At 36.5% G+C, this 19,090-nt stretch carries 17 protein-coding genes and 1 other RNA gene; 8 read left to right on the top strand and 10 right to left on the bottom strand.

The genetic code is table 11. The annotated features are described in order from the left end of the window. Positions 1-265: 265 nt before the first annotated feature. The 3 genes from clpX to PHP31_04760 are packed head-to-tail and all read right to left on the bottom strand — an operon-like array spanning position 266 to position 3,569. Positions 266-1,522: an ATP-dependent Clp protease ATP-binding subunit ClpX gene (gene clpX, locus PHP31_04770; GenBank protein ID MDD3738587.1), complete on the bottom strand. Its 1,257-nt coding sequence runs from the start codon at positions 1,520-1,522 to the stop codon at positions 266-268. Between the two features lies 1 nt (position 1,523). Further along, a complete protein-coding gene (gene clpP, locus PHP31_04765) occupies positions 1,524-2,198 on the bottom strand; it encodes an ATP-dependent Clp endopeptidase proteolytic subunit ClpP (protein MDD3738586.1) in 675 nt (224 codons plus the stop codon). A gap of 3 nt (positions 2,199-2,201) precedes the next feature. Next, positions 2,202-3,569 (bottom strand): trigger factor, encoded by a 1,368-nt coding sequence (locus PHP31_04760; protein MDD3738585.1) that lies wholly within the window; start codon positions 3,567-3,569, stop codon positions 2,202-2,204. Between the two features lie 247 nt (positions 3,570-3,816). On the opposite strand from PHP31_04760, the gene uvrA reads away from it, so the two are divergent. Beyond that, entirely contained in the window at positions 3,817-6,645 is a 2,829-nt protein-coding gene (gene uvrA / locus PHP31_04755) for an excinuclease ABC subunit UvrA (protein MDD3738584.1), read from the top strand. 93 nt (positions 6,646-6,738) lie between these two features. Here the strand turns inward: uvrA and PHP31_04750 are convergent, their stop codons facing one another. Continuing rightward, on the bottom strand, positions 6,739-7,911 hold the full coding sequence (locus tag PHP31_04750) for a DUF1343 domain-containing protein (protein ID MDD3738583.1): 1,173 nt from the start codon (positions 7,909-7,911) through the stop codon (positions 6,739-6,741). Positions 7,912-7,987: 76 nt separating this feature from the next. Here PHP31_04750 and PHP31_04745 point away from each other — a divergent pair, with 76 nt between their 5' ends. After that, entirely contained in the window at positions 7,988-9,208 is a 1,221-nt protein-coding gene (locus tag PHP31_04745) for an ABC transporter permease (protein ID MDD3738582.1), read from the top strand. A gap of 180 nt (positions 9,209-9,388) precedes the next feature. On the opposite strand, the gene PHP31_04740 is transcribed toward PHP31_04745, so the two are convergent. From PHP31_04740 to PHP31_04730, 3 genes are read right to left on the bottom strand one after another with little or no spacing between them, the layout of a single operon-like run. After that, positions 9,389-10,522, bottom strand: coding sequence for a glycosyltransferase (locus tag PHP31_04740; GenBank protein ID MDD3738581.1), 1,134 nt, complete (start codon positions 10,520-10,522; stop codon positions 9,389-9,391). Positions 10,523-10,530: 8 nt separating this feature from the next. Next, positions 10,531-11,472, bottom strand: a complete 942-nt coding sequence (locus tag PHP31_04735; GenBank protein MDD3738580.1) for a glycosyltransferase — start codon at positions 11,470-11,472, stop codon at positions 10,531-10,533. A gap of 5 nt (positions 11,473-11,477) precedes the next feature. Then, positions 11,478-12,011, bottom strand: coding sequence for a DUF4199 domain-containing protein (locus tag PHP31_04730; GenBank protein MDD3738579.1), 534 nt, complete (start codon positions 12,009-12,011; stop codon positions 11,478-11,480). A gap of 101 nt (positions 12,012-12,112) precedes the next feature. Here PHP31_04730 and ffs point away from each other — a divergent pair. The 6 genes from ffs (at position 12,113) to PHP31_04700 (ending at position 15,983) form a co-directional block, all read left to right on the top strand. Then, positions 12,113-12,212, top strand: an RNA gene (ffs, locus tag PHP31_04725) — signal recognition particle sRNA small type. Between the two features lie 36 nt (positions 12,213-12,248). Continuing rightward, positions 12,249-12,905 carry a fructose-6-phosphate aldolase gene (gene fsa, locus PHP31_04720; GenBank protein MDD3738578.1) on the top strand — a complete coding sequence of 219 codons (657 nt, stop codon included), beginning with the start codon at positions 12,249-12,251 and terminating at the stop codon, positions 12,903-12,905. Positions 12,906-12,912: 7 nt separating this feature from the next. Further along, positions 12,913-13,527, top strand: a complete 615-nt coding sequence (locus PHP31_04715) for an L-threonylcarbamoyladenylate synthase (protein MDD3738577.1) — start codon at positions 12,913-12,915, stop codon at positions 13,525-13,527. Between the two features lie 42 nt (positions 13,528-13,569). Beyond that, positions 13,570-14,118 carry a hypothetical protein gene (locus PHP31_04710; protein ID MDD3738576.1) on the top strand — a complete coding sequence of 183 codons (549 nt, stop codon included), beginning with the start codon at positions 13,570-13,572 and terminating at the stop codon, positions 14,116-14,118. Positions 14,119-14,238: 120 nt separating this feature from the next. Beyond that, positions 14,239-15,258, top strand: a complete 1,020-nt coding sequence (gene rlmN / locus PHP31_04705) for a 23S rRNA (adenine(2503)-C(2))-methyltransferase RlmN (GenBank protein MDD3738575.1) — start codon at positions 14,239-14,241, stop codon at positions 15,256-15,258. Between the two features lie 77 nt (positions 15,259-15,335). After that, positions 15,336-15,983: a hypothetical protein gene (locus PHP31_04700; protein MDD3738574.1), complete on the top strand. Its 648-nt coding sequence runs from the start codon at positions 15,336-15,338 to the stop codon at positions 15,981-15,983. A 678-nt stretch (positions 15,984-16,661) separates the two neighbouring features. Here PHP31_04700 and PHP31_04695 read toward each other — a convergent pair. The 3 genes from PHP31_04695 to PHP31_04685 all read right to left on the bottom strand — a co-directional run bounded on the left by PHP31_04695 (position 16,662) and on the right by PHP31_04685 (position 19,044). Continuing rightward, positions 16,662-17,228 (bottom strand): L-threonylcarbamoyladenylate synthase, encoded by a 567-nt coding sequence (locus tag PHP31_04695; GenBank protein ID MDD3738573.1) that lies wholly within the window; start codon positions 17,226-17,228, stop codon positions 16,662-16,664. 25 nt (positions 17,229-17,253) lie between these two features. Further along, entirely contained in the window at positions 17,254-18,069 is an 816-nt protein-coding gene (locus tag PHP31_04690) for a 2,3,4,5-tetrahydropyridine-2,6-dicarboxylate N-succinyltransferase (protein MDD3738572.1), read from the bottom strand. A 108-nt stretch (positions 18,070-18,177) separates the two neighbouring features. Further along, positions 18,178-19,044, bottom strand: coding sequence for an RNA polymerase sigma factor RpoD/SigA (locus tag PHP31_04685; protein MDD3738571.1), 867 nt, complete (start codon positions 19,042-19,044; stop codon positions 18,178-18,180). Positions 19,045-19,090 lie beyond the last annotated feature (46 nt).

Here is a 19,090-nt window from a genome sequence, read left to right as displayed (position 1 = left end):
CAAAACAAATATCCAAATAAAAACGTATTTTTTCATTTTGTTCTAATTTCTTATATCAAGTTCAAAAAATATGCCAATTAAATCTCGATAAATGAAATTGCATGTTAAAATTTATATTGCTCTTGGCTATTAGCCATTAGCTAAAGACAGCTGCTCATTGATAATTGCAAGACACCACTCACCACTCACTACTCACCACTCACTACTCACCACTCACCACTCACCACTCACCACTCACCAATCACCAATCACCAATCACTAACCACTATTTCACGTTACTAATCGCCAATTGCTCTATATTGATTTCGGCAAATCTTTTGGCTACGTACTTTTTATCTACGGTGAGTTTTTTCACCTTGCTATTCGAAGGCAGCTCAAACATATCTTTAGCCAAAAGCATTTCTATGATAGCTCTCAGACCTCTGGCTCCAATTTTAAACTCAATAGCTTTATCTACGATATGTTCAATGGCTTCGTCTGTAAATTCTAATTTTACGTTATCCAATTCAAACAGCTTAATAAATTGTTTGATGATGGCATTTTCGGGCTCGACCAATATTTTAATCAACGATTCTTTGTCTAAAACCTCCAAATATGTAACAACCGGAAAGCGTCCTACAAGTTCGGGGATAAGTCCGTATTTTCTAATATCAACAGACGAAACGTACTGATAAATATTATCAACATCTATAACTTGATTTTTTTTGGAAGCACCGAAACCCAAAACGTTGGTCTTAAGTCGAGAAGCAATTATTTTATCAATACCGTCAAAGGCACCGCCCGAAATAAAGAGTATGTCTTTAGTATTAATTTCAATCATCTTTTGTTCGGGATGCTTTCTGCCACCTTGTGGTGGAACATTAACCACAGCACCTTCCAAAAGTTTGAGCATAGCTTGTTGCACACCTTCGCCGGATACATCTCTTGTAATTGAAGGATTATCCTGCTTTCTGGCAATTTTATCAATTTCATCAATAAAAACAATCCCTTTTTCGGCTGCAGGTACGTCGTAATCTGCTGCTTGTAATAATCGGACTAAAATATTTTCAACGTCTTCGCCAACGTAACCTGCCTCGGTAAGCACCGTAGCATCGACTATGCAAAAAGGCACATTGAGCATACGAGCTATTGTTCGAGCCAAAAGGGTTTTACCTGTACCGGTAGGTCCGACAAGTATTACGTTTGATTTGTCAATCTCAACGCTATCGGCTGTGCGTGTTTTTTCGTACCTTATACGTTTGTAATGATTGTAAACCGCCACCGAAAGCAGCATCTTTGCAGTATCTTGCCCAATTACGTACTTGTCTAAATGATTTTTGATATCAATTGGTTTGGGCAATTCTTTTTCTAAAAAATCGGATTTGGAGAACTTACATTTGCTCCCTAAATTTTCTCTTACTATTTCAGAAGCACTATCAATGCAATCGTTGCAAATATTAGCGCCAAAGCCGGTAAGCAAGAGTTCTACATCTCTTTCCTTACGACCGCAAAACGAGCAAGTTCTGTCTTTTCGTTCTCCCATTTTATTTTTTTAATCCCAATATTTCGTCAATCATACCGTACTCCATTGCTTCTTGCGAAGTCATCCAATAATCTCTGTCAGAATCTTTTTCAACTTTATCGAAAGTCTGACCCGTGTGATTGGCAATAATTTCGTACAGTTCATCACGAAGTTTAAGAATTTCGCGTGCTGTTATTTCTATATCAGATGCCTGTCCTTGTGCACCTCCCATAGGTTGGTGTATTAAAATACGTGAGTGTGGCAACGCCGACCTTTTTCCTTTAGCTCCGGCACACAACAAAACTGCTGCCATTGAAGCTGCCATGCCTGTGCAAACGGTTGAAACATCGGGTCTGATGTACTGCATTGTATCGTAAATTCCCAAGCCCGCATATACCGAGCCACCCGGACTATTGATGTATATTTGTATGTCTTGTTCGGAATTAACCGATTCTAAAAACAACAATTGAGCTTGAATTATATTTGCAACGTAATCGTCGATTGCGGCTCCAAGAAAGATAATTCTGTCCATCATTAATCTGGAAAAAACATCCATTGTCGCAATGTTCAACTTACGTTCCTCAATAATAGTTGGAGAAATATAGTTTGAATTTACACTAAAATACTTGTCAATATGCCTTTCGTTGATTTTGCTGTGCAGCGTAGCATACTTCTTAAATTCTTCAAAATAGTTCATAGTTTATTGTTTATTTTTTTCTTCAAAATATTTTTTCTCAATTTCTTCAAACTCTTTGGCATTAACGTCTATCTCGTTTATTGTTGCAACGCTCTTGACGTAATCTCTGATTTTATCAAAAAGCAACATTCTGCCCATTCTATCGCCTATTTCGGGGTTCTTTTTTATATTATCTTCAACAAAATTTAAAATGCTTTTGTTCATTTCTTCGTTGTCCGACATTTTCCACTGCGGTCCGAAATAGCTTTGAGCAACGCCTTCTTTTATTTCGTCACTTGAGACTTTTATTTCGCCTTGTTTTGCTAGTTCTTTTTCTATCAATTGCCAACGAATATCGTTTTCGTACAAGTGAAATTGCTTTTCTAGTGTTTCTTTATCAAGATTTTCGTTGGTTTCGAGCATCCATTCTTTTAAAAACTCAGTCGGAAGGTCGAATTTAACTACATCTAACAACTTATCTTGCATCATCGATGAGAAAAAGTTGTTCGATACTTTTTGGTATTCTTCGGTCAAACTTTCTCTAATTTTATTGTTAAAGTCTTCCTCAGTTTTTATTTCCATATTTGGAAACAAGCGATTATACAGTTCTTCGTTAAGTTCGGCAGGGACTCTTATAAACCACTCTTTTATTTCCACCAAAAATGTTGGCAACTCGTCGTAAGCATCAAGTTCGGTTTTTAATATTTTTTCCAAACTTTCCTTGTTGTTTATTTCGGCTATATCGGCAATGCTAATTGTATCGTCGATTTTGGCGTTTTTAAACGCATCTTTGGCTTCGTCGGTTTTAAGCTCCGACAAAACTATTTCGGCATATTTTGAAATACCGTTTTCTACTTCATTACCTTCGGCATCAACTTGTTTGAAAATAACGTCAACAATAGTATCGTCGGTTATTTCACTTTGATCTTCCTTTTTAGAATGCTGTTTTTGTACGTTTGCTATTGTTTGGCTATGCGTTTCGTCATCGATGCTGATGTTGTAACTATCTAAGGGCAAATTCTCGTCGAACTTGACATTCACTTCGGGAGCCAAACCTATTTTAAATTTTAATTTAAGGTCTTCGCCCTCTTTCCACGACATAGCCTCATCTTCAACGGGAATGGGGTTTCCGAGTATATCTAATTTTTCGTCGGCAATAAATTTGAACAAATTATCCGATGCTACTCTGTTTATTTCTTCGCCTCTAAATGCATCGCCGTACATTTTTTTTGCAATCCCAAAAGGCACATGACCTTTTCTGAACCCGGGCATCGCCAACTGTTTTTGTTGGTGTTTTATTCTTGTAATCACTTCAGGCTCATAATCCTCCGGTGATATTGTTAAATTAATTACAGATGTTAACTCATCTAATATTTCTCTTTCTATTTGCATACAATTATAATTATTTTAGCCTGCAAAGGTAATATTTTATTATTATTTTGTGAAATTGATTTTAGCTTTAATGGTTTTTATGGTGAAATAGTGGTAGGTAATCGGTGATGGGTGGTCGGTGGTGGGTGATGGGTGATTGAAAACTACACACCACTCTCCACTCACCACTCACCACTCACCACTCACCAACCACTAATCACTATTCACAAAAATTTGTATAAATTTGCAAACTTGAAACAAAATTTTAATGACAACAAAAACAGAGAACAGCAAGTCGGTTTCAAATACGGGTTCGTTTATAGAAATAAAGGGAGCAAGGGTAAACAACTTAAAAAACATTTCAATAAAAATACCTAGGAATGAATTAGTTGTATTTACCGGACTTTCCGGCTCGGGAAAATCGTCGTTGGCTTTCGATACGCTTTACGCCGAAGGTCAGCGCCGATACATAGAGAGTTTGAGCTCGTACGCAAGGCAGTTTTTAGGAAAGATGCAAAAACCTGATGTTGACGACATTTCGGGAATATCGCCTGCGATTGCCGTCGAACAAAAAACCAACAACTCCAATCCTCGTTCTACTGTTGGTACTTCTACCGAAATATATGAGTATCTGAAACTTTTGTATTCTAAAATTGGTAAAACCTACTCGCCTGTTTCCGCCAAGGAAGTTACTCGCCACACGACAAAAGACGTGGTTCAGCTTATTAGCGAACAAGCAGACAATACCATTATTTATATTTTTTGTCCGATTATAATTGCAACAAGCAGAGATTTTAAAGACCAATTGCAAATACTGTTGCAACAAGGTTATACCCGACTTGTAAACGGAAATGATATTGTCAGAATTAACGACTTGATAAAAGAAAAAAAATCTGATAAAAAAAACTATCACCTGCTTATCGACCGATTTGTTTACGAAAATGACAACGAGGATTTAGAGAAAAGAATTATTGACTCTATTGAAACAGCCTTCACCGAAGGCAATGGAACTTGTTTTGTTCGTGTTTTTAAAGACGAAGACAATTACACCGACCATGCTTTTTCAAACAAATTTGAAGCAGACGGAATAACTTTTATAGAACCCACACCTCACTTCTTTTCGTTCAACAATCCTTACGGAGCTTGCCAGACCTGCAACGGATTCGGAAACACCATAGGAATTGACGAAGATTTGGTTATTCCAAACAAGTCGCTGAGCATTGCCGAAGAAGCTATAATGTGCTGGAGAGGCGAAAAAATGAGCGAGTTTAAAAATCTTTTAATGATAAATGCTCATAAGTTCAACTTTCCTGTGCATAAACCCATAAGCGAATTAAGCGACGAGCAATACGAACTTTTATGGAACGGAAACGAACACTTTTGCGGCTTAAACGAATTTTTTGAGCACATAAAAGAACAAACGTATAAAATTCAGTATCGTGTTATGCTTGCCAGATACAGGGGAAAAACGATTTGTCCTGATTGTAAAGGCACAAGACTACGAAAAGACGCCAACTACGTTAAAATAAACGGCAAAAGCATAACTCAATTGGTGCTAATGCCGATAGACGAACTTTTGGAGTTTTTTAAAAACATAAAACTGACAAAACACGAACAGGAAGTATCGGGTTTAATTTTAAAAGAAATAATCAATCGTCTGTCTGTGCTCTGCGATGTAGGTCTTTCGTATCTGAATCTTAATCGTTTAACTAGTACGCTTTCGGGTGGCGAAACTCAAAGGATAAATATTGCCACATCACTTGGCAGTTGGCTAATTGGTTCAATGTATATATTGGACGAACCCAGCGTTGGACTCCATCCTCGCGACACAAAGCAACTTATTGGTGTACTAAAAAATCTACGCGATATTGGCAATACGGTTATTGTCGTTGAACACGACGAAGATATTATTCGGCAAGCCGATTATATTGTGGATATAGGTCCTAAAGCCGGTGTCAACGGCGGTAATATAGTTTTTTCAGGTATTTATGAAGATTTACTGAAAAATAAAGAAAGTATCACTGCAAAGTTTTTCAACAAAGAGCTTGATATTAGCGTTCCTACTTCGCGAAGAAAGTGGAAAAACTATATAATGATTAACGGAGCAAGAGAAAACAACCTAAAAAATATAGACGTAAAAATTCCGCTCTCGATTATTACAACAATTACAGGCGTCAGCGGTTCAGGCAAAACTACTTTGGTGAAAAATATACTATATCCTGCTCTCAAAAGAGAATTGGGCGGTAGCGGCGAAAAAAGCGGTAAACATGATAAAATCAGCGGCGATATTAATAAAATTTCGCATGTGGAAATCATCGACCAAAACTTGCTTGGACGTTCGTCTCGGTCGAATCCGGCTACTTTTGTAAAAGCTTTCGACGATATAAGACAGCTTTTTTCCAAACAAAAACTCGCCGAAATTAACGGCTTTAAACCCGGACATTTTTCTTTTAATATTAAAGGTGGCAGATGCGAAGAGTGCGAAGGTAACGGCTATATCACAATTGGAATGCAGTTTATGGCAGACGTTAAATTAGTGTGCGACGAATGCAAAGGAAAAAAGTACAAACAAGAGACCTTAGAAATTAAATTCAACAATCTGGATATTTCAGATGTGCTTGAATTGTCGATTTCAGAAGCCATAGACTTTTTCAATAACTCCAAAACGTTTGTCGATATTTGTCAGCGTATTGTAAAAAAACTCAATCCTTTGGAAGAAATTGGATTAGGTTATTTGAAGTTGGGACAATCGTCAGATACATTTTCCGGCGGAGAAGCTCAAAGACTTAAATTAGCGTCGTACCTGACCGATAGCAACATAGAAAACACTCTTTTTATTTTCGACGAGCCCACAACAGGACTCCACAGGTACGATATAGAAATTTTGCTTAAATCTTTCGAAGCACTCATCCGCAAAGGACACACAATTTTGATTATCGAACACAATACCGATATAATAAAATCCTCCGATTGGATTATAGACTTAGGTCCCGAAGGCGGTAAAAACGGCGGTTACGTCGTGTTTGAAGGCACACCCGAAGATATTATTAATTGCGAAAATTCATATACAGGAAAGTTTTTGAAAGAGAAAATGTAAATGGTAGCCTTTGGCTTTTAGCCGTTAGCTGTTGGCTAAACTTGCCAATAGCTAATAGCCAATAGCTAATAGCCAATAGCTAAGAGCCAAGGGCTAATCATATATCAAATACTTCTTCCTAACATCTTTATACTTCTCAATATCCTCCTGCCATGATTCGCGAATTTCATCTTCGGTTTTTCCTTCAATTATTTGTTTTCGCAAAATATCGGTGCCAGCTAACTTATCAAAATAGTTATTGAAAAATTTTTCTCCTATATTCAAATCGTTATACATATTGATGAGCAAGCTCAAATTAATTTTCTTGTTCGCTTTAATTTCATCTACGTATTCCGACAATAAAATTCCGTTGCACTCGGTATTTTTATGTGGTGGATTTACCGTTACGCCGTCAATTTGCTTGGGCGTAAACTTAAACGAAGCATCGGAATAATTGGGATGTCCTATCACTTCAAAAGGTTTTTCTGTGCCTCTACCAACGCTAACTACAGTGCCTTCGAAAAAACAAAGAGACGGATACAACAAAACAGCTTCTTCGGTAGGCAGGTTTGGTGATGGCTTTATCGGTAGCTTGTAAATACTATCGTGCGTGTAATTCAAGCATGGTATAACAGTCAAATCGCATTTGAGATTATTACTCAACCAACCCTCACCATTGACCATAAGTGCATACTCGCCTATTGTAAGTCCGTAAACGGCAGGCACCTGATGCAAACCCACAAAACTCGAAAAATTACTATCCAAAACGGGACCATCAATAAAATATCCGTTGGGATTGGGTCTGTCCAACACTATTACCTTTATATTTTTTTCAGCACAGGCTTCCATAACGTACGACAAAGTGGAAATGTACGTATAAAAACGAGTTCCAACATCTTGCAAATCGAAAACAACTATATCGACTCCTTGTAAGTCTTTTTTAGACGGTTTTCTGTTTTTTCCGTACAACGAAACGATAGGAATTTTTGTTCGCTCGTCAATGCTGTTATCAACAAGTTCGCCGTCGGCGGCTCTACCTCTTATACCGTGCTCCGGCGAGAACAATTTCGTTACATTTACATTTAATTTGAGCAAAGTATCTAACAAGTGAGTTTGGTTTATTATAGAAGTCTGATTTACCACCAAAGCTACTCTTTTGTTTACGATTTCGGCAACATATATATCCGTCTGATACGCTCCCGGCGTTATGGTTTGCGCCTCGGTTCGTATAGCGAAACCCACAAAAATTAAAATAAGTAAAAAAACTTTTCTCCAAAATGTTGACATAACAATATAAATTTGCACAAAAATACAACTTGATTTTATTTCTGAACGATAAAACCTTACTTTTGTAGTTTGATATATGAATATAGCTTTTTACATTTCGAACAGAATTAACAGAAAAACGCTTAAAGGCAAGCATTCAAAAACTATGATAAACGTTGCCGTTACAAGTGTTGCTCTTGGCGTTGCCGTTATGATTATCGCTATAGCTGTTCTTTTGGGATTTCAAAAGCAAATTAAAAGCAAAATAACCGACTTTAATTCCAATATTAAAATTTTACCCTATTCGTTTTCAAATAACATTGAAGAAAGCTATTTAGACATTAGTGATGTTGATATTGAAGAAATAAACAGTTTAACCGAAGTTAAAAATGTAACACCGTACTGCGTTAAAGCAGGCATAATAAAGACTTCCGAACAAATTGAAGGCGTTGCAGTTAAAGGTATTAATTTTAACGATAATTTATTTCTGAAAAAATATTTGGATAAAGGCGAACTGACAAGCCAATCCGACACTGCAGTCTCCAACAATATATACATCTCAAAAAATATTGCCGACAAGTTGCATATTGACTTAGACGATGATATTCGTATTTACTTTTTTGTAAACGAAAGAATTAGGGGAAGAAAGTTAAAAGTAGCAGGTATTTACCATTCGGGACTTGCCGAAGTTGACGATTTGTACGTTATTGCCGATGTTAGACAAATTCAAAAACTTAACGCTTGGGACGAGAATTTGTACAACGGCGTTGATATTTTTTTGACAGATATAAATAAAACAGATGAAGTTGCCGAAAAAGTTACAACAGCGGTTAAATACGACTCAGAAATTGTTAGAATTCAAGACCTTTATCCCGAACTTTTCGATTGGCTTAAACTTTTAGATACCAACGTGATAATAATTATTATCGTAATGGCTATTGTTTCGAGCATGGCAATGATTTCGACTTTTTTGATTTTAGTCTTAGAAAAAACCAACTTTATAGGAATACTAAAATCTATTGGTGCTAAAAACAAAACGGCGATAAATATCTTTCTGTTCAATGCTATGTACGTGCTTGCAAAAGGACTTTTTTACGGAAATATTATAGGAATTGGACTTTGTCTTATTCAAAAATATTTTAAATTATTAAAACTGCCAAGCGAAACCTACTCTATTGATTTTGTTCCCATCGATATAAATATTTTATACTTCCTGATAGTCAATGTTTTTGCCATAGTCATTTGTATTCTCATGTTGCTAATTCCGGCAAGAGTTATCACAAAAATTTCGCCTGCAAAAGCGGTAAAGATTGAGTGATGGGTGGTGGGTGAATGGTGATGAGTGATGAGTGATGAGTGATGAGTGATGAGTGACGAGTGACGAGTGATGGGAGTTCTGTCCCGAAGTTTCGGGAGAGTCTGGAGTTAGGAGTTGAAATTCTAATTCTAATTTCTAATTTTATAAACCCCATAACAGCCAACAGCCAACAGCCAAAAGCTAAGAGCCAACAGCCAAAAGCTCATTAATAAACGTCGACCACGAAAAACGTTGTTTTTCTACTTTAACATTTTCGGTAAACTCTTGTAAACGATTATTTTCAAAATAGTCAACCAAAGCATCAGCCACCTCTTTTACATCGGTCTTTACCACATAACCTACTTTACCATGTGGAACGGTTTCGCTTAATCCGCCTACATCGGTTACAAGCATTGGCTTTTCAAAGTTATATGCAATTTGCGAAACACCGCTTTGCGTAGCTGAATGGTAAGTTTGTGCAACCAAATCGGCTGAATTAAAATAGAATTTTACTTTATCATCGGGAATGAAATTGGAATGTAAGATAACGCTTTCTTCTAAAGCATTTTTTCTAATAATTTCTAAATAAGGCTCCTCCGATTCATAAAATTCTCCGGCAACTATCAGTTTAACGGGAAATTGTCTGAGTCGAGCATCGGCAAAGGCATTCAAAAGTAAATCCAAGCCTTTGTATTTACGCACAAAGCCAAAGAACAGAATATAGCGAAAATCAGCATCTAAATTTAGTGCCTGCAAGGCTTCTTCACGATTCATAGGCTTACCGTACTGGTCGTAAACAGGATGTGGCGAAACTCGTTTAGGTTTATTCTTTTTATCAAAATGATTTATGTCGTCTACCACCGAATTGGTCATCGCCATAAAACCGTCCATTGCATTAACAAAATATTTCGGAAACAACTTGTCCAAAATGGTCGGATCGTGAGGTATCATATTATGTATCAAACCCAAACATTCTGTGTTTTCAGCTTTGCAATTTCTGGCAATAGTTCCAAAACAGGGTGCAAAAAACGCCATCCAATAGCAAAAAATCACTTTATCGGCTTTTTTCGCTTTAATTTCTTTGCCCACCTTAATCCAATTTAGTGGATTAATGGAATTTATCTTACGATGAATTGTAAGGTTGTGCGTAGGTTTTTCATCGGTATATTGTGTTTTCCCCGGAAAAAGAAACGAAGGATATTGCAATGTAAAAGTGTAAACCTCCACATCGTATCCTTGCTGAACACACTCGTAAGCGACCCGTTGGTTAAAAGCCGACAAACCGCCGCGATAAGGATGTGCAGTACCTACAATAATTATTTTTTTTGTTTCCAATTCTGTAATTATAAATTTATCACCTCGTCGATAGAATACTTATTTCGGTCGGAGCTACTACGCGAAATCAGTTCGGCTAAAAAGCCCGTCAGGAAGAACATAGTACCCAAAACCATTGCCAATAAGCCAAAATAAAATAAGGGTCGTGTAGTCATACCATAACCTCCGAAAAACAGCCGAGTAACAACTAAGTACGTAGCAATAATAAAGCCTATAAAAAATATAAGTACACCTAAGCCGCCGAAAAAGTGCATAGGTTTTTTGCCGAATTTGCTAACAAACATAATGGTAAGCAGGTCTAAAAAGCCATTGATAAACCTTTCCCAACCGAATTTAGATTTGCCGTACTTTCTTTTCTGGTGAGTAACTACTTTTTCGCCTATCTTGTTAAATCCCGCCCATTTGGCTATAACCGGTATATAGCGGTGCATATCGCCGTATACTTCAATGTTTTTGACCACGTTGTTTTTGTAGGCTTTAAGACCGCAATTCATGTCGTGCAACTTTACTCCCGACATCTTTCGCGAAAAATAATTGTATATTTTGGAAGGCAAGTTTTTGGTTAGTTTAGAATCGTAGCGCTTGCGTTTCCAGCCCGAAACAATGTCATAGTCCTCGTCAATAACCATTTTATACAGTTCGGGGATTTCGTCCGGACTGTCTTGCAAATCGGCATCCATAGTAATAACAACATCGCCGCATACATTTGCAAACGCAGTATTAAGTGCAGCCGACTTGCCGTAATTTCTTCTGAATTTGATAGCCTTAACAGTTTCAAACTTCTTACTCAACTCGCATATAACTTCCCACGACTTATCGTTGCTACCATCGTCGACCATAACAACTTCGTACGAAAAATTATTTTCGGTCATAACTCTGTCAATCCACTCGACTAACTCAGGAAGCGATTCCTCCTCATTATACAAGGGTACTACAACTGAAATATCCATATGTATTATTCTGTCAAATTTTCTTCACTTTCAAAAATGGGCTTTTCTTTCTTAAGAAAAATAGAAGCTATCAAGGATACAATGCCTCCGTACATTACAATAGAAAAGAACGACGAGATACTGATAATTAAAGGTTTTACAAACATTGAGGACATTTCCATTACTCCATCAATATCGTCAATATCCATACCCGAATTTTCTAATTTTTCTAAAGCTTGTTGTTGCGACAATTCAACGAACTCCTGCCACATTTCAGGCGCTATATACGTATAAAGTATATAACTGAATACGGAACTTATTAGCGCAACAACTACCGAAACTAAAAGACCGTACGAAAAGCTTTTTCCGAAACTTATTGCACCTCCCAAAACATTATTCCTATACTTTATTGTAGCAATTACAATACCAACGATAAGAATTAACAAACCTAGTCTTGATAATAGTTTGTTAGCAGACATACCTATTACGTACAGCAACAAAACGTACAAAATGGAGATAACACCAATTATAGCTCCCCATCTTAAAGCGTGTTTAAACATGTTTCTATATTTTTATTATTAATTCTGTACAAAAATAGTAAACTTTTATTAAGATTTTAATAATAACTTGTACAATTACAAAAAAAATGTATCTTTGCAATGGGTAAGTCTTATACGACCAGCTCCTGATGAACTCCCCCAGGGTAGGAATGCAGCAAGGGTAATTGGTTGTAGCGGTGCGATATAAGTAGCTTACCCTTTTTTTATTTAGTAATTAATCCTCAAAAAAATGTTATTATGTTATTTTTTATAGATACAGCCAACATCGACGAGATAAAAGAAGCTAACGAACTCGGTATATTAGACGGCGTAACAACCAATCCTTCGCTTATGGCAAAAGAAGGAATTACAGGTAAACAAAAAATAATGGAACATTACTATAACATCTGCAAAATAGTAAACGGTCCTGTCAGTGCCGAAGTTATTTCTACCGAATATGAAGGAATGCTTGCCGAAGCCGAAGAATTATCGAAGATACACGAAAATATTGTTATAAAAATTCCGATGATAAAAGACGGCATTAAGGCTATAAATTACTTGTCGAATAAAGGAATACCTACAAATTGCACCTTGGTTTTTTCAGCCGGACAAGCTATTATGGCTGCTAAAGCCGGAGCAACTTACGTATCGCCGTTTATAGGTCGTATCGACGATAGCGGACACGACGGTCTCGAACTTATTAGTCAGATAGTACACATATACGGCAACTACGGCTTCGATACACAAGTACTCGCAGCTTCTATCAGACACGTAGGACACATAATTCAGTGTGCTGAAATAGGAGCCGACGTAGTTACAACACCTTTAAATTCATTATTAGGACTATTAAAACACCCACTAACCGATAGCGGCGTTGCAAGGTTTATTGCCGACGCTAGAAAAATGGGACTGTAAAATGAGTATGCTTCTGAAAATACACCCTCAAACTCCAAGTCAGCGACAAATAAGAACTGTTGTCGAATGTCTTAGAGATGGAGGTATTGTCATTTTTCCGTCCGACACGATTTACGCTATAGGTTGCGATATCTACCAAAGCAAGGCTATTGATAAAATATGCGAAATTAAAGGTATCAACAAAAGCAAGTCGCGTTTTTCGTTTATATGCTCCGATTTAAGCCATATGTCGAAATACACTGCTCCGATAAGTAACCCTACCTTTAAACTTATGCGTAATAACCTACCCGGACCTTTTACGTTTATTTTAAAAGCTAACAACGAAGTGCCACGCACAATTCAGGACAGACGAAAAACTGTAGGAATTAGGATTCCTAACCATAACGTACCTATTGAAATTGTTAATATGCTTGGCAACCCTATTATGTCAACATCTGTAAGAGATGAAGACGAAATAATTGAGTACACAACCGACCCATCGCTTATTTACGAAAAATATTCGGCTTTGGTCGATATTGTCATTGACTCGGGCTACGGCGATAACATTCCTTCTACCGTAGTTGATTGCACCGATACCGATTTTGAAATTATCAGACAAGGTAAAGGTGAACTTGTATTTTAATTTTAAAAATAATTATTACTTTTGTAAAAAAAATAATAAAACATGAAAACAATAAAACTTGAACCAACACTTTTAGCAGTTATAATAATGGTTATTATTGGAGCTGCATTTCGTTTCATTGCACCTTTGCCCAACTTCACTCCAATTGCAGCAATTGCATTGTTTGGCGGCACATACTTCAACAGAAAGGTATTAGCCTTTGCTATTCCCTTTGCCACCTTACTTATAAGCGACTTAATAATTGGTCTTTACGATCCTTTTGTTATGGTTTCTGTGTACATTGGTTTTGCCCTAATTGTCGGCTTAGGTTTGTTGATGCAAAAAAGAGTTAAAGTGGTTAATATCATTGCTGCCTCACTCACCGGTTCGATAATATTCTTCCTTGTTACCAACTTTGCAGTGTGGGCATCGGGTGTTATGCCTATATACGCAAATAACTTCGCCGGACTTATTCAATGTTACGCTGCCGGATTACCTTTCTTTAAGTACAGTATTTTAGGCGACCTTGTTTATAACGCGGTTCTGTTTGGCGGACTTTACCTTATTGTGAACAACATTAAAGTCTTTTCAAAACAACAACAAGAAGCGTAAATTTTAGAATAAAATAAAGTATCTTTGTTGAAAAATAAATTTATGTAGCTACACAAAGACTTGAGCTTGTAGTTTGAGTCGTTGTGTAGTTTCTAATTAATCATAAAGGTGATTAATAAAATGGACTTGTTGGGGAAAAATATAGTTGAACTGAGTGCGGAGTTAGCAAAACTCGACTTGCCTAAGTATATAGGAAGCCAAATATTTGACTGGATATACAACAAAGGCGTTTCCGATTTCGACCAAATGTCGAACATTTCAAAAAATAATCGCACAACTCTGAAGCAACATTTTAGTATTTATAATGTAAATTATATAGATAAAATGGTTTCATCTGATGGAACAATAAAATTTTTGTTTCCTACCGATGATTATTTTATAGAAACAGCTTATATCCCCGACGGCGACAGGGCTACACTTTGCGTTTCAACACAAGTAGGGTGCAAAATGAACTGTAAGTTTTGTGCCACCGGCAAACAAGGGTTCCAAAAAAACTTATCAAGTGCCGAAATAATAAATCAATTTAGAGTTGTTGTAGCCGAATATCCTATTACAAATATTGTTTTTATGGGTATGGGCGAACCTTTTGATAACACAGCAGAAGTATTGAAATCGGCGGATATTTTTAGTAACGAAAAAGCATACAATATCAGCAACAAAAAAATAACCGTTTCAACGGTAGGTATTATACCCGAAATGAAACATTTTTTGCTCAACACTAAGTATAATCTTGCTGTTAGCATGCACTCGCCTTTCGATGAAGAAAGGTCGGCGCTTATGCCTATCCAAAAGAAATATCCTATAAGTGATGTTGTTGAAACTATCGTTAGATTCAACGATTACAAAAACAGAAACATATCTTTTGAGTACATCGTTTTCGGAAAACTAAACGATACAGACGCTCACGTCAAGGAAATTGCTCGTTTGCTCAACAAGTTGAGTTGCAAAATTAATCTTATTAGATTTCATCAAACACCTGATGCAGACCTGCCTGCAACCGACGAAAACAGACTGCTTGAATTTCAAAACAAACTAAAACAAAAAGGGTTTGTTACAACAATAAGAGCCTCACGTGGCACCGATATTAACGCCGCTTGTGGGTTACTTTCTACAAAAATGTTACTCAAAGAATATTCTTAAAATTATATGTTATGCAAAACTATTATATGTTTTTTATTCTAAACTCGTTTCTACGTATAAAATGGTTAAAAGACCATATGGCAAAGCATGGTTTTTTGTACAGAGCAGTTACGGATATTGACTTTCTGAAAAACGATAATGTAGTAGTCCCCACACTATTCATTGTTGATGATGTAGATATTATACAAAATAAAATAGATATATTGCCAAGTAATGAATTAACCTACGTACTGAAAGTTGATGAACAAGCAGAAAAAAAACGATTGACTCCTGAGAATAATCTAAATTATATAGGTTCGAGTACGTTAATAAATGATATAAAAGCCCTGAATCCCGAAATAATTAATAGCTTCAATCCCGACCATAGGTTCGATTTATCGGGCGACAAGATTTACAATATTGATTTCACCGACGACAAAAGTGCAATAAAAGAAATTGCCGAAATGTTTGTATTAGACAGTTATGTTTCGATAAAAAAATTGTCGTCAATGTACGAAAACTCCGATTTTGAAAATTGCATGAAAGTGGCACACAAAACGAAATCGCATTTCCTTATTTTTAACGTAAATCCAATTTTTTATTGGTTAAACTCAGTGGAAAATTACTTTCAGCAAAATAGTAAGAAAGACATATACATTGAAACTGCTATTGAGCTTATTATTCACAACGCAGATATAGTTGCCAAACAACTTGCAAAGGATTATAATTTGAGTGGTGAGTGGTGAATGGTGAATGGTGAATGGTGAATGGTGAACGGTGAGTGGTGGGTGGTGGGTGGTGGGTGAGTTGTTAGTTTTGAGTCAGGAGTTAGGGGTTAGGAGTATTATGAAGTTTGGACACTCGAATTTCGAATCTCGAATCTCGAAACTCAATACTCGAAACTCGAAACTCGAAACTCGTAACCCGCACCCCGCTACCGCACGATTGTATCTTGTGGTAATTGTTTCTGAAAGCATTAACTTGTTAAATCCCTAACTCGCACGCTTTTGTAAAGCGCGTGTAGCTATTTTTAGCTTTAATGGTTTCAATCTTTCTTACGTTCTTTTGTCTTGATACAAAAGAACCAAAAAATCAAGGCTGACATTTCTTTTCTGAATTACGTTCTCATAAATCCTAAGTTCGTGCGGGTGATTTCCGAGCAAGCTCGGAACTTCCCGTTCTCACTAAGGATTCATTTCGAACTCCATTCAGAAGAAATGTATGCCATCCTTTTAAAGCAAAATTTTTGGCTTTTATAATTTCTTCTCACAACAGATTATTTATGCTAAAAGAGTGAAGTTTATTTATTGCTAAAAAAGCTTAACATAGTCGCTGAAACTCAGAACTAACACGAAACACGAAACACGAAACACACAACTCGTAACCTGCACCAATCACTGATCACTAGCCTCCAATCATTATTTCTATCTTCTAATAATAACGTAGCTTCCGTCGTCTCTTAGACGAATTATTGTCGATGGTTTTATGCTGACAAACATATCGCGTTTGCTACCTACAACATAATCAACTTCATCAATTATAGTTTGATTGATATGGCTGAACACCAATGGTGTTGATTGTCCTGAAATATTTGCTGATGTGGAAACAATTGGCTTTCCGAATTTTTTTATCAAAGGATTGCAAAAATCATCATTTATTATTCGTATGGCAACCGTATTGTCGGGGGCAATAACATGGGCAGCTAATTTACGTGCATTTGAATAAATAACGGTAACGGGCGTATTAAAGCTTTTTAATAATTCTTCGGCAATGTCGGGAACGTGTGTAACGTACTGCTTAAGCATTTGAAAGGAATCCACCAAAACAATAAAACTTTTGGTTTCGGCACGATTTTTAATCTTAAATATTTTTTCTACCACATTATTTTTAGTAGCATCGCAACCTATGCCCCAAATAGTATCGGTAGGATATAAAATTATATCTCCCTTTTTAAGATGATAAAGCGCATTATTTATATCTTCTGAATACATTTGTGGTAAAAGTACAAAAAAAATATTACACATTTACATTAAAATCTCTTAAAGCATCGTTTAATGATGTTTTCAAGTCGGTGCTTGCTTTTCTTTTGCCAATAATTAAAGCACAAGAAACGCTATACTCACCGGCATTGAATTTTTTGCTGTAAGATCCGGGAATAACAACCGACCTTGGAGGCACGATGCCCTTATATTCAACAGGTTGTTCGCCGGTAACATCAATTATTTTTGTAGATGCAGTAATAACAACATTTGCTCCCAATACAGCTTCTTCTTTAATAATAGCACCTTCAACCACAATACATCTTGAGCCTATAAAACAATTATCTTCAATAATAACGGGAGTTGCTTGAATAGGCTCTAATACGCCTCCAATACCAACACCACCGCTCAAATGTACGTTTTTCCCTATCTGCGCACAGGAACCGACGGTCGCCCATGTATCTACCATTGTTCCGCTATCGACGTAGGCTCCAATATTGACGTAAGAAGGCATAAGGATAACGCCGGGTGCAAGAAATGATCCGTAACGCGCTACCGCAGGCGGAACACACCTAACCTGCAAATCTTTGTAATTTTGCTTTACAGGTATTTTATCAAAAAATTTTAGGTCTCCGCTATCAATAACCGTCATCTCTTGTTGCTTGAAATACAAGAGTATGGCTTTTTTTATCCAATCGTTTACCTGCCACAAACCGCCTACCTTTTGAGCAACACGTATCTCGCCTTTGTCTAACATTCCAATAACATCAGCAACAATATTTTTGCTCTCTTTCGATTGGTGTTCGCTTTCTACCTCCCAAATATTATTTATAAAATTTTTTATGTTATCCATAAACCTTTGACAAAATTTTTTCAAATTTAATAATTTTCTGAAATAATTTTCAATTACAAAAAAAAAGACTGCATTGTGCAGTCTTTTTGACTTCTAGTAAATAAAAATTTACTGTCCCAAATAAGATTTTAATAATTTTGAATTATTCTTATTTTTCAGCTTTCTGATAGCTTTTTCTTTTATCTGTCTAACTCTTTCACGGGTAAGATCGAACTTCATTGCTATTTCTTCCAAAGTGTAGGCATGAGGTACTCCAATACCGTAGTACAAGTTAATAACGTCGCGTTCTCTTTCCGAAAGCGTAGAAAGTGTACGCTGAATTTCTAAAGACAAACTCTCTTGTATCAATCCGGAATCGGTGTACGGAGAGTCTTCATCAACAAAGACATCTATAAATTTGGTATCCTCATCTTCAACAAGTGGTGCATCCATAGAAATGTACTTAGTACTAATTTTCATTACTGCATCGACCTTGTAGTTAGGAATTTCGAGAGATTCGGCTATTTCTTCAGTTGAAGGAAGTCTTTCAAATTTTTGCTCCAATCGTGCTGTTTCTTTTTTAATTTTGTTTAAAGAACCAACCTGATTAAGCGGCAAACGAACTATACGTGCTTGTTCGGCTAATGCTTGCAATATCGATTGACGTATCCACCACACTGCGTAAGAAATAAATTTAAAACCTCTCGTCTCGTCGAACCTTTGTCCGGCTTTTATCAGACCGACATTACCTTCGTTAATTAAATCGGGTAGCGATAAGCCTTGATTTTGGTATTGTTTGGCAACTGACACAACAAAACGTAAGTTTGCCCTAGTAAGTTTATCAAGTGCATCCTGATCGCCCGCCTTAATTCTTCTGGCTAGTTCAACCTCCTCTTCGGCTGTAATAAGTCCTTCACGACCTATATCCTGAAGATATTTATCCAAAGAAGCTGTCTCGCGATTTGTAATTGATTTTGTAATTTTTAACTGACGCATCTATTTTTATTAAAAATTTGTAAGTTATATTAATTATATTATCCTT

It is taken from the genome of Lentimicrobiaceae bacterium (assembly GCA_028697555.1).
GTDB lineage: Bacteria > Bacteroidota > Bacteroidia > Bacteroidales > UBA4417 > UBA4417.
Note: the sequence above shows the minus strand (reverse complement) of the source record. Positions and strands in the feature narration are given on the sequence as shown.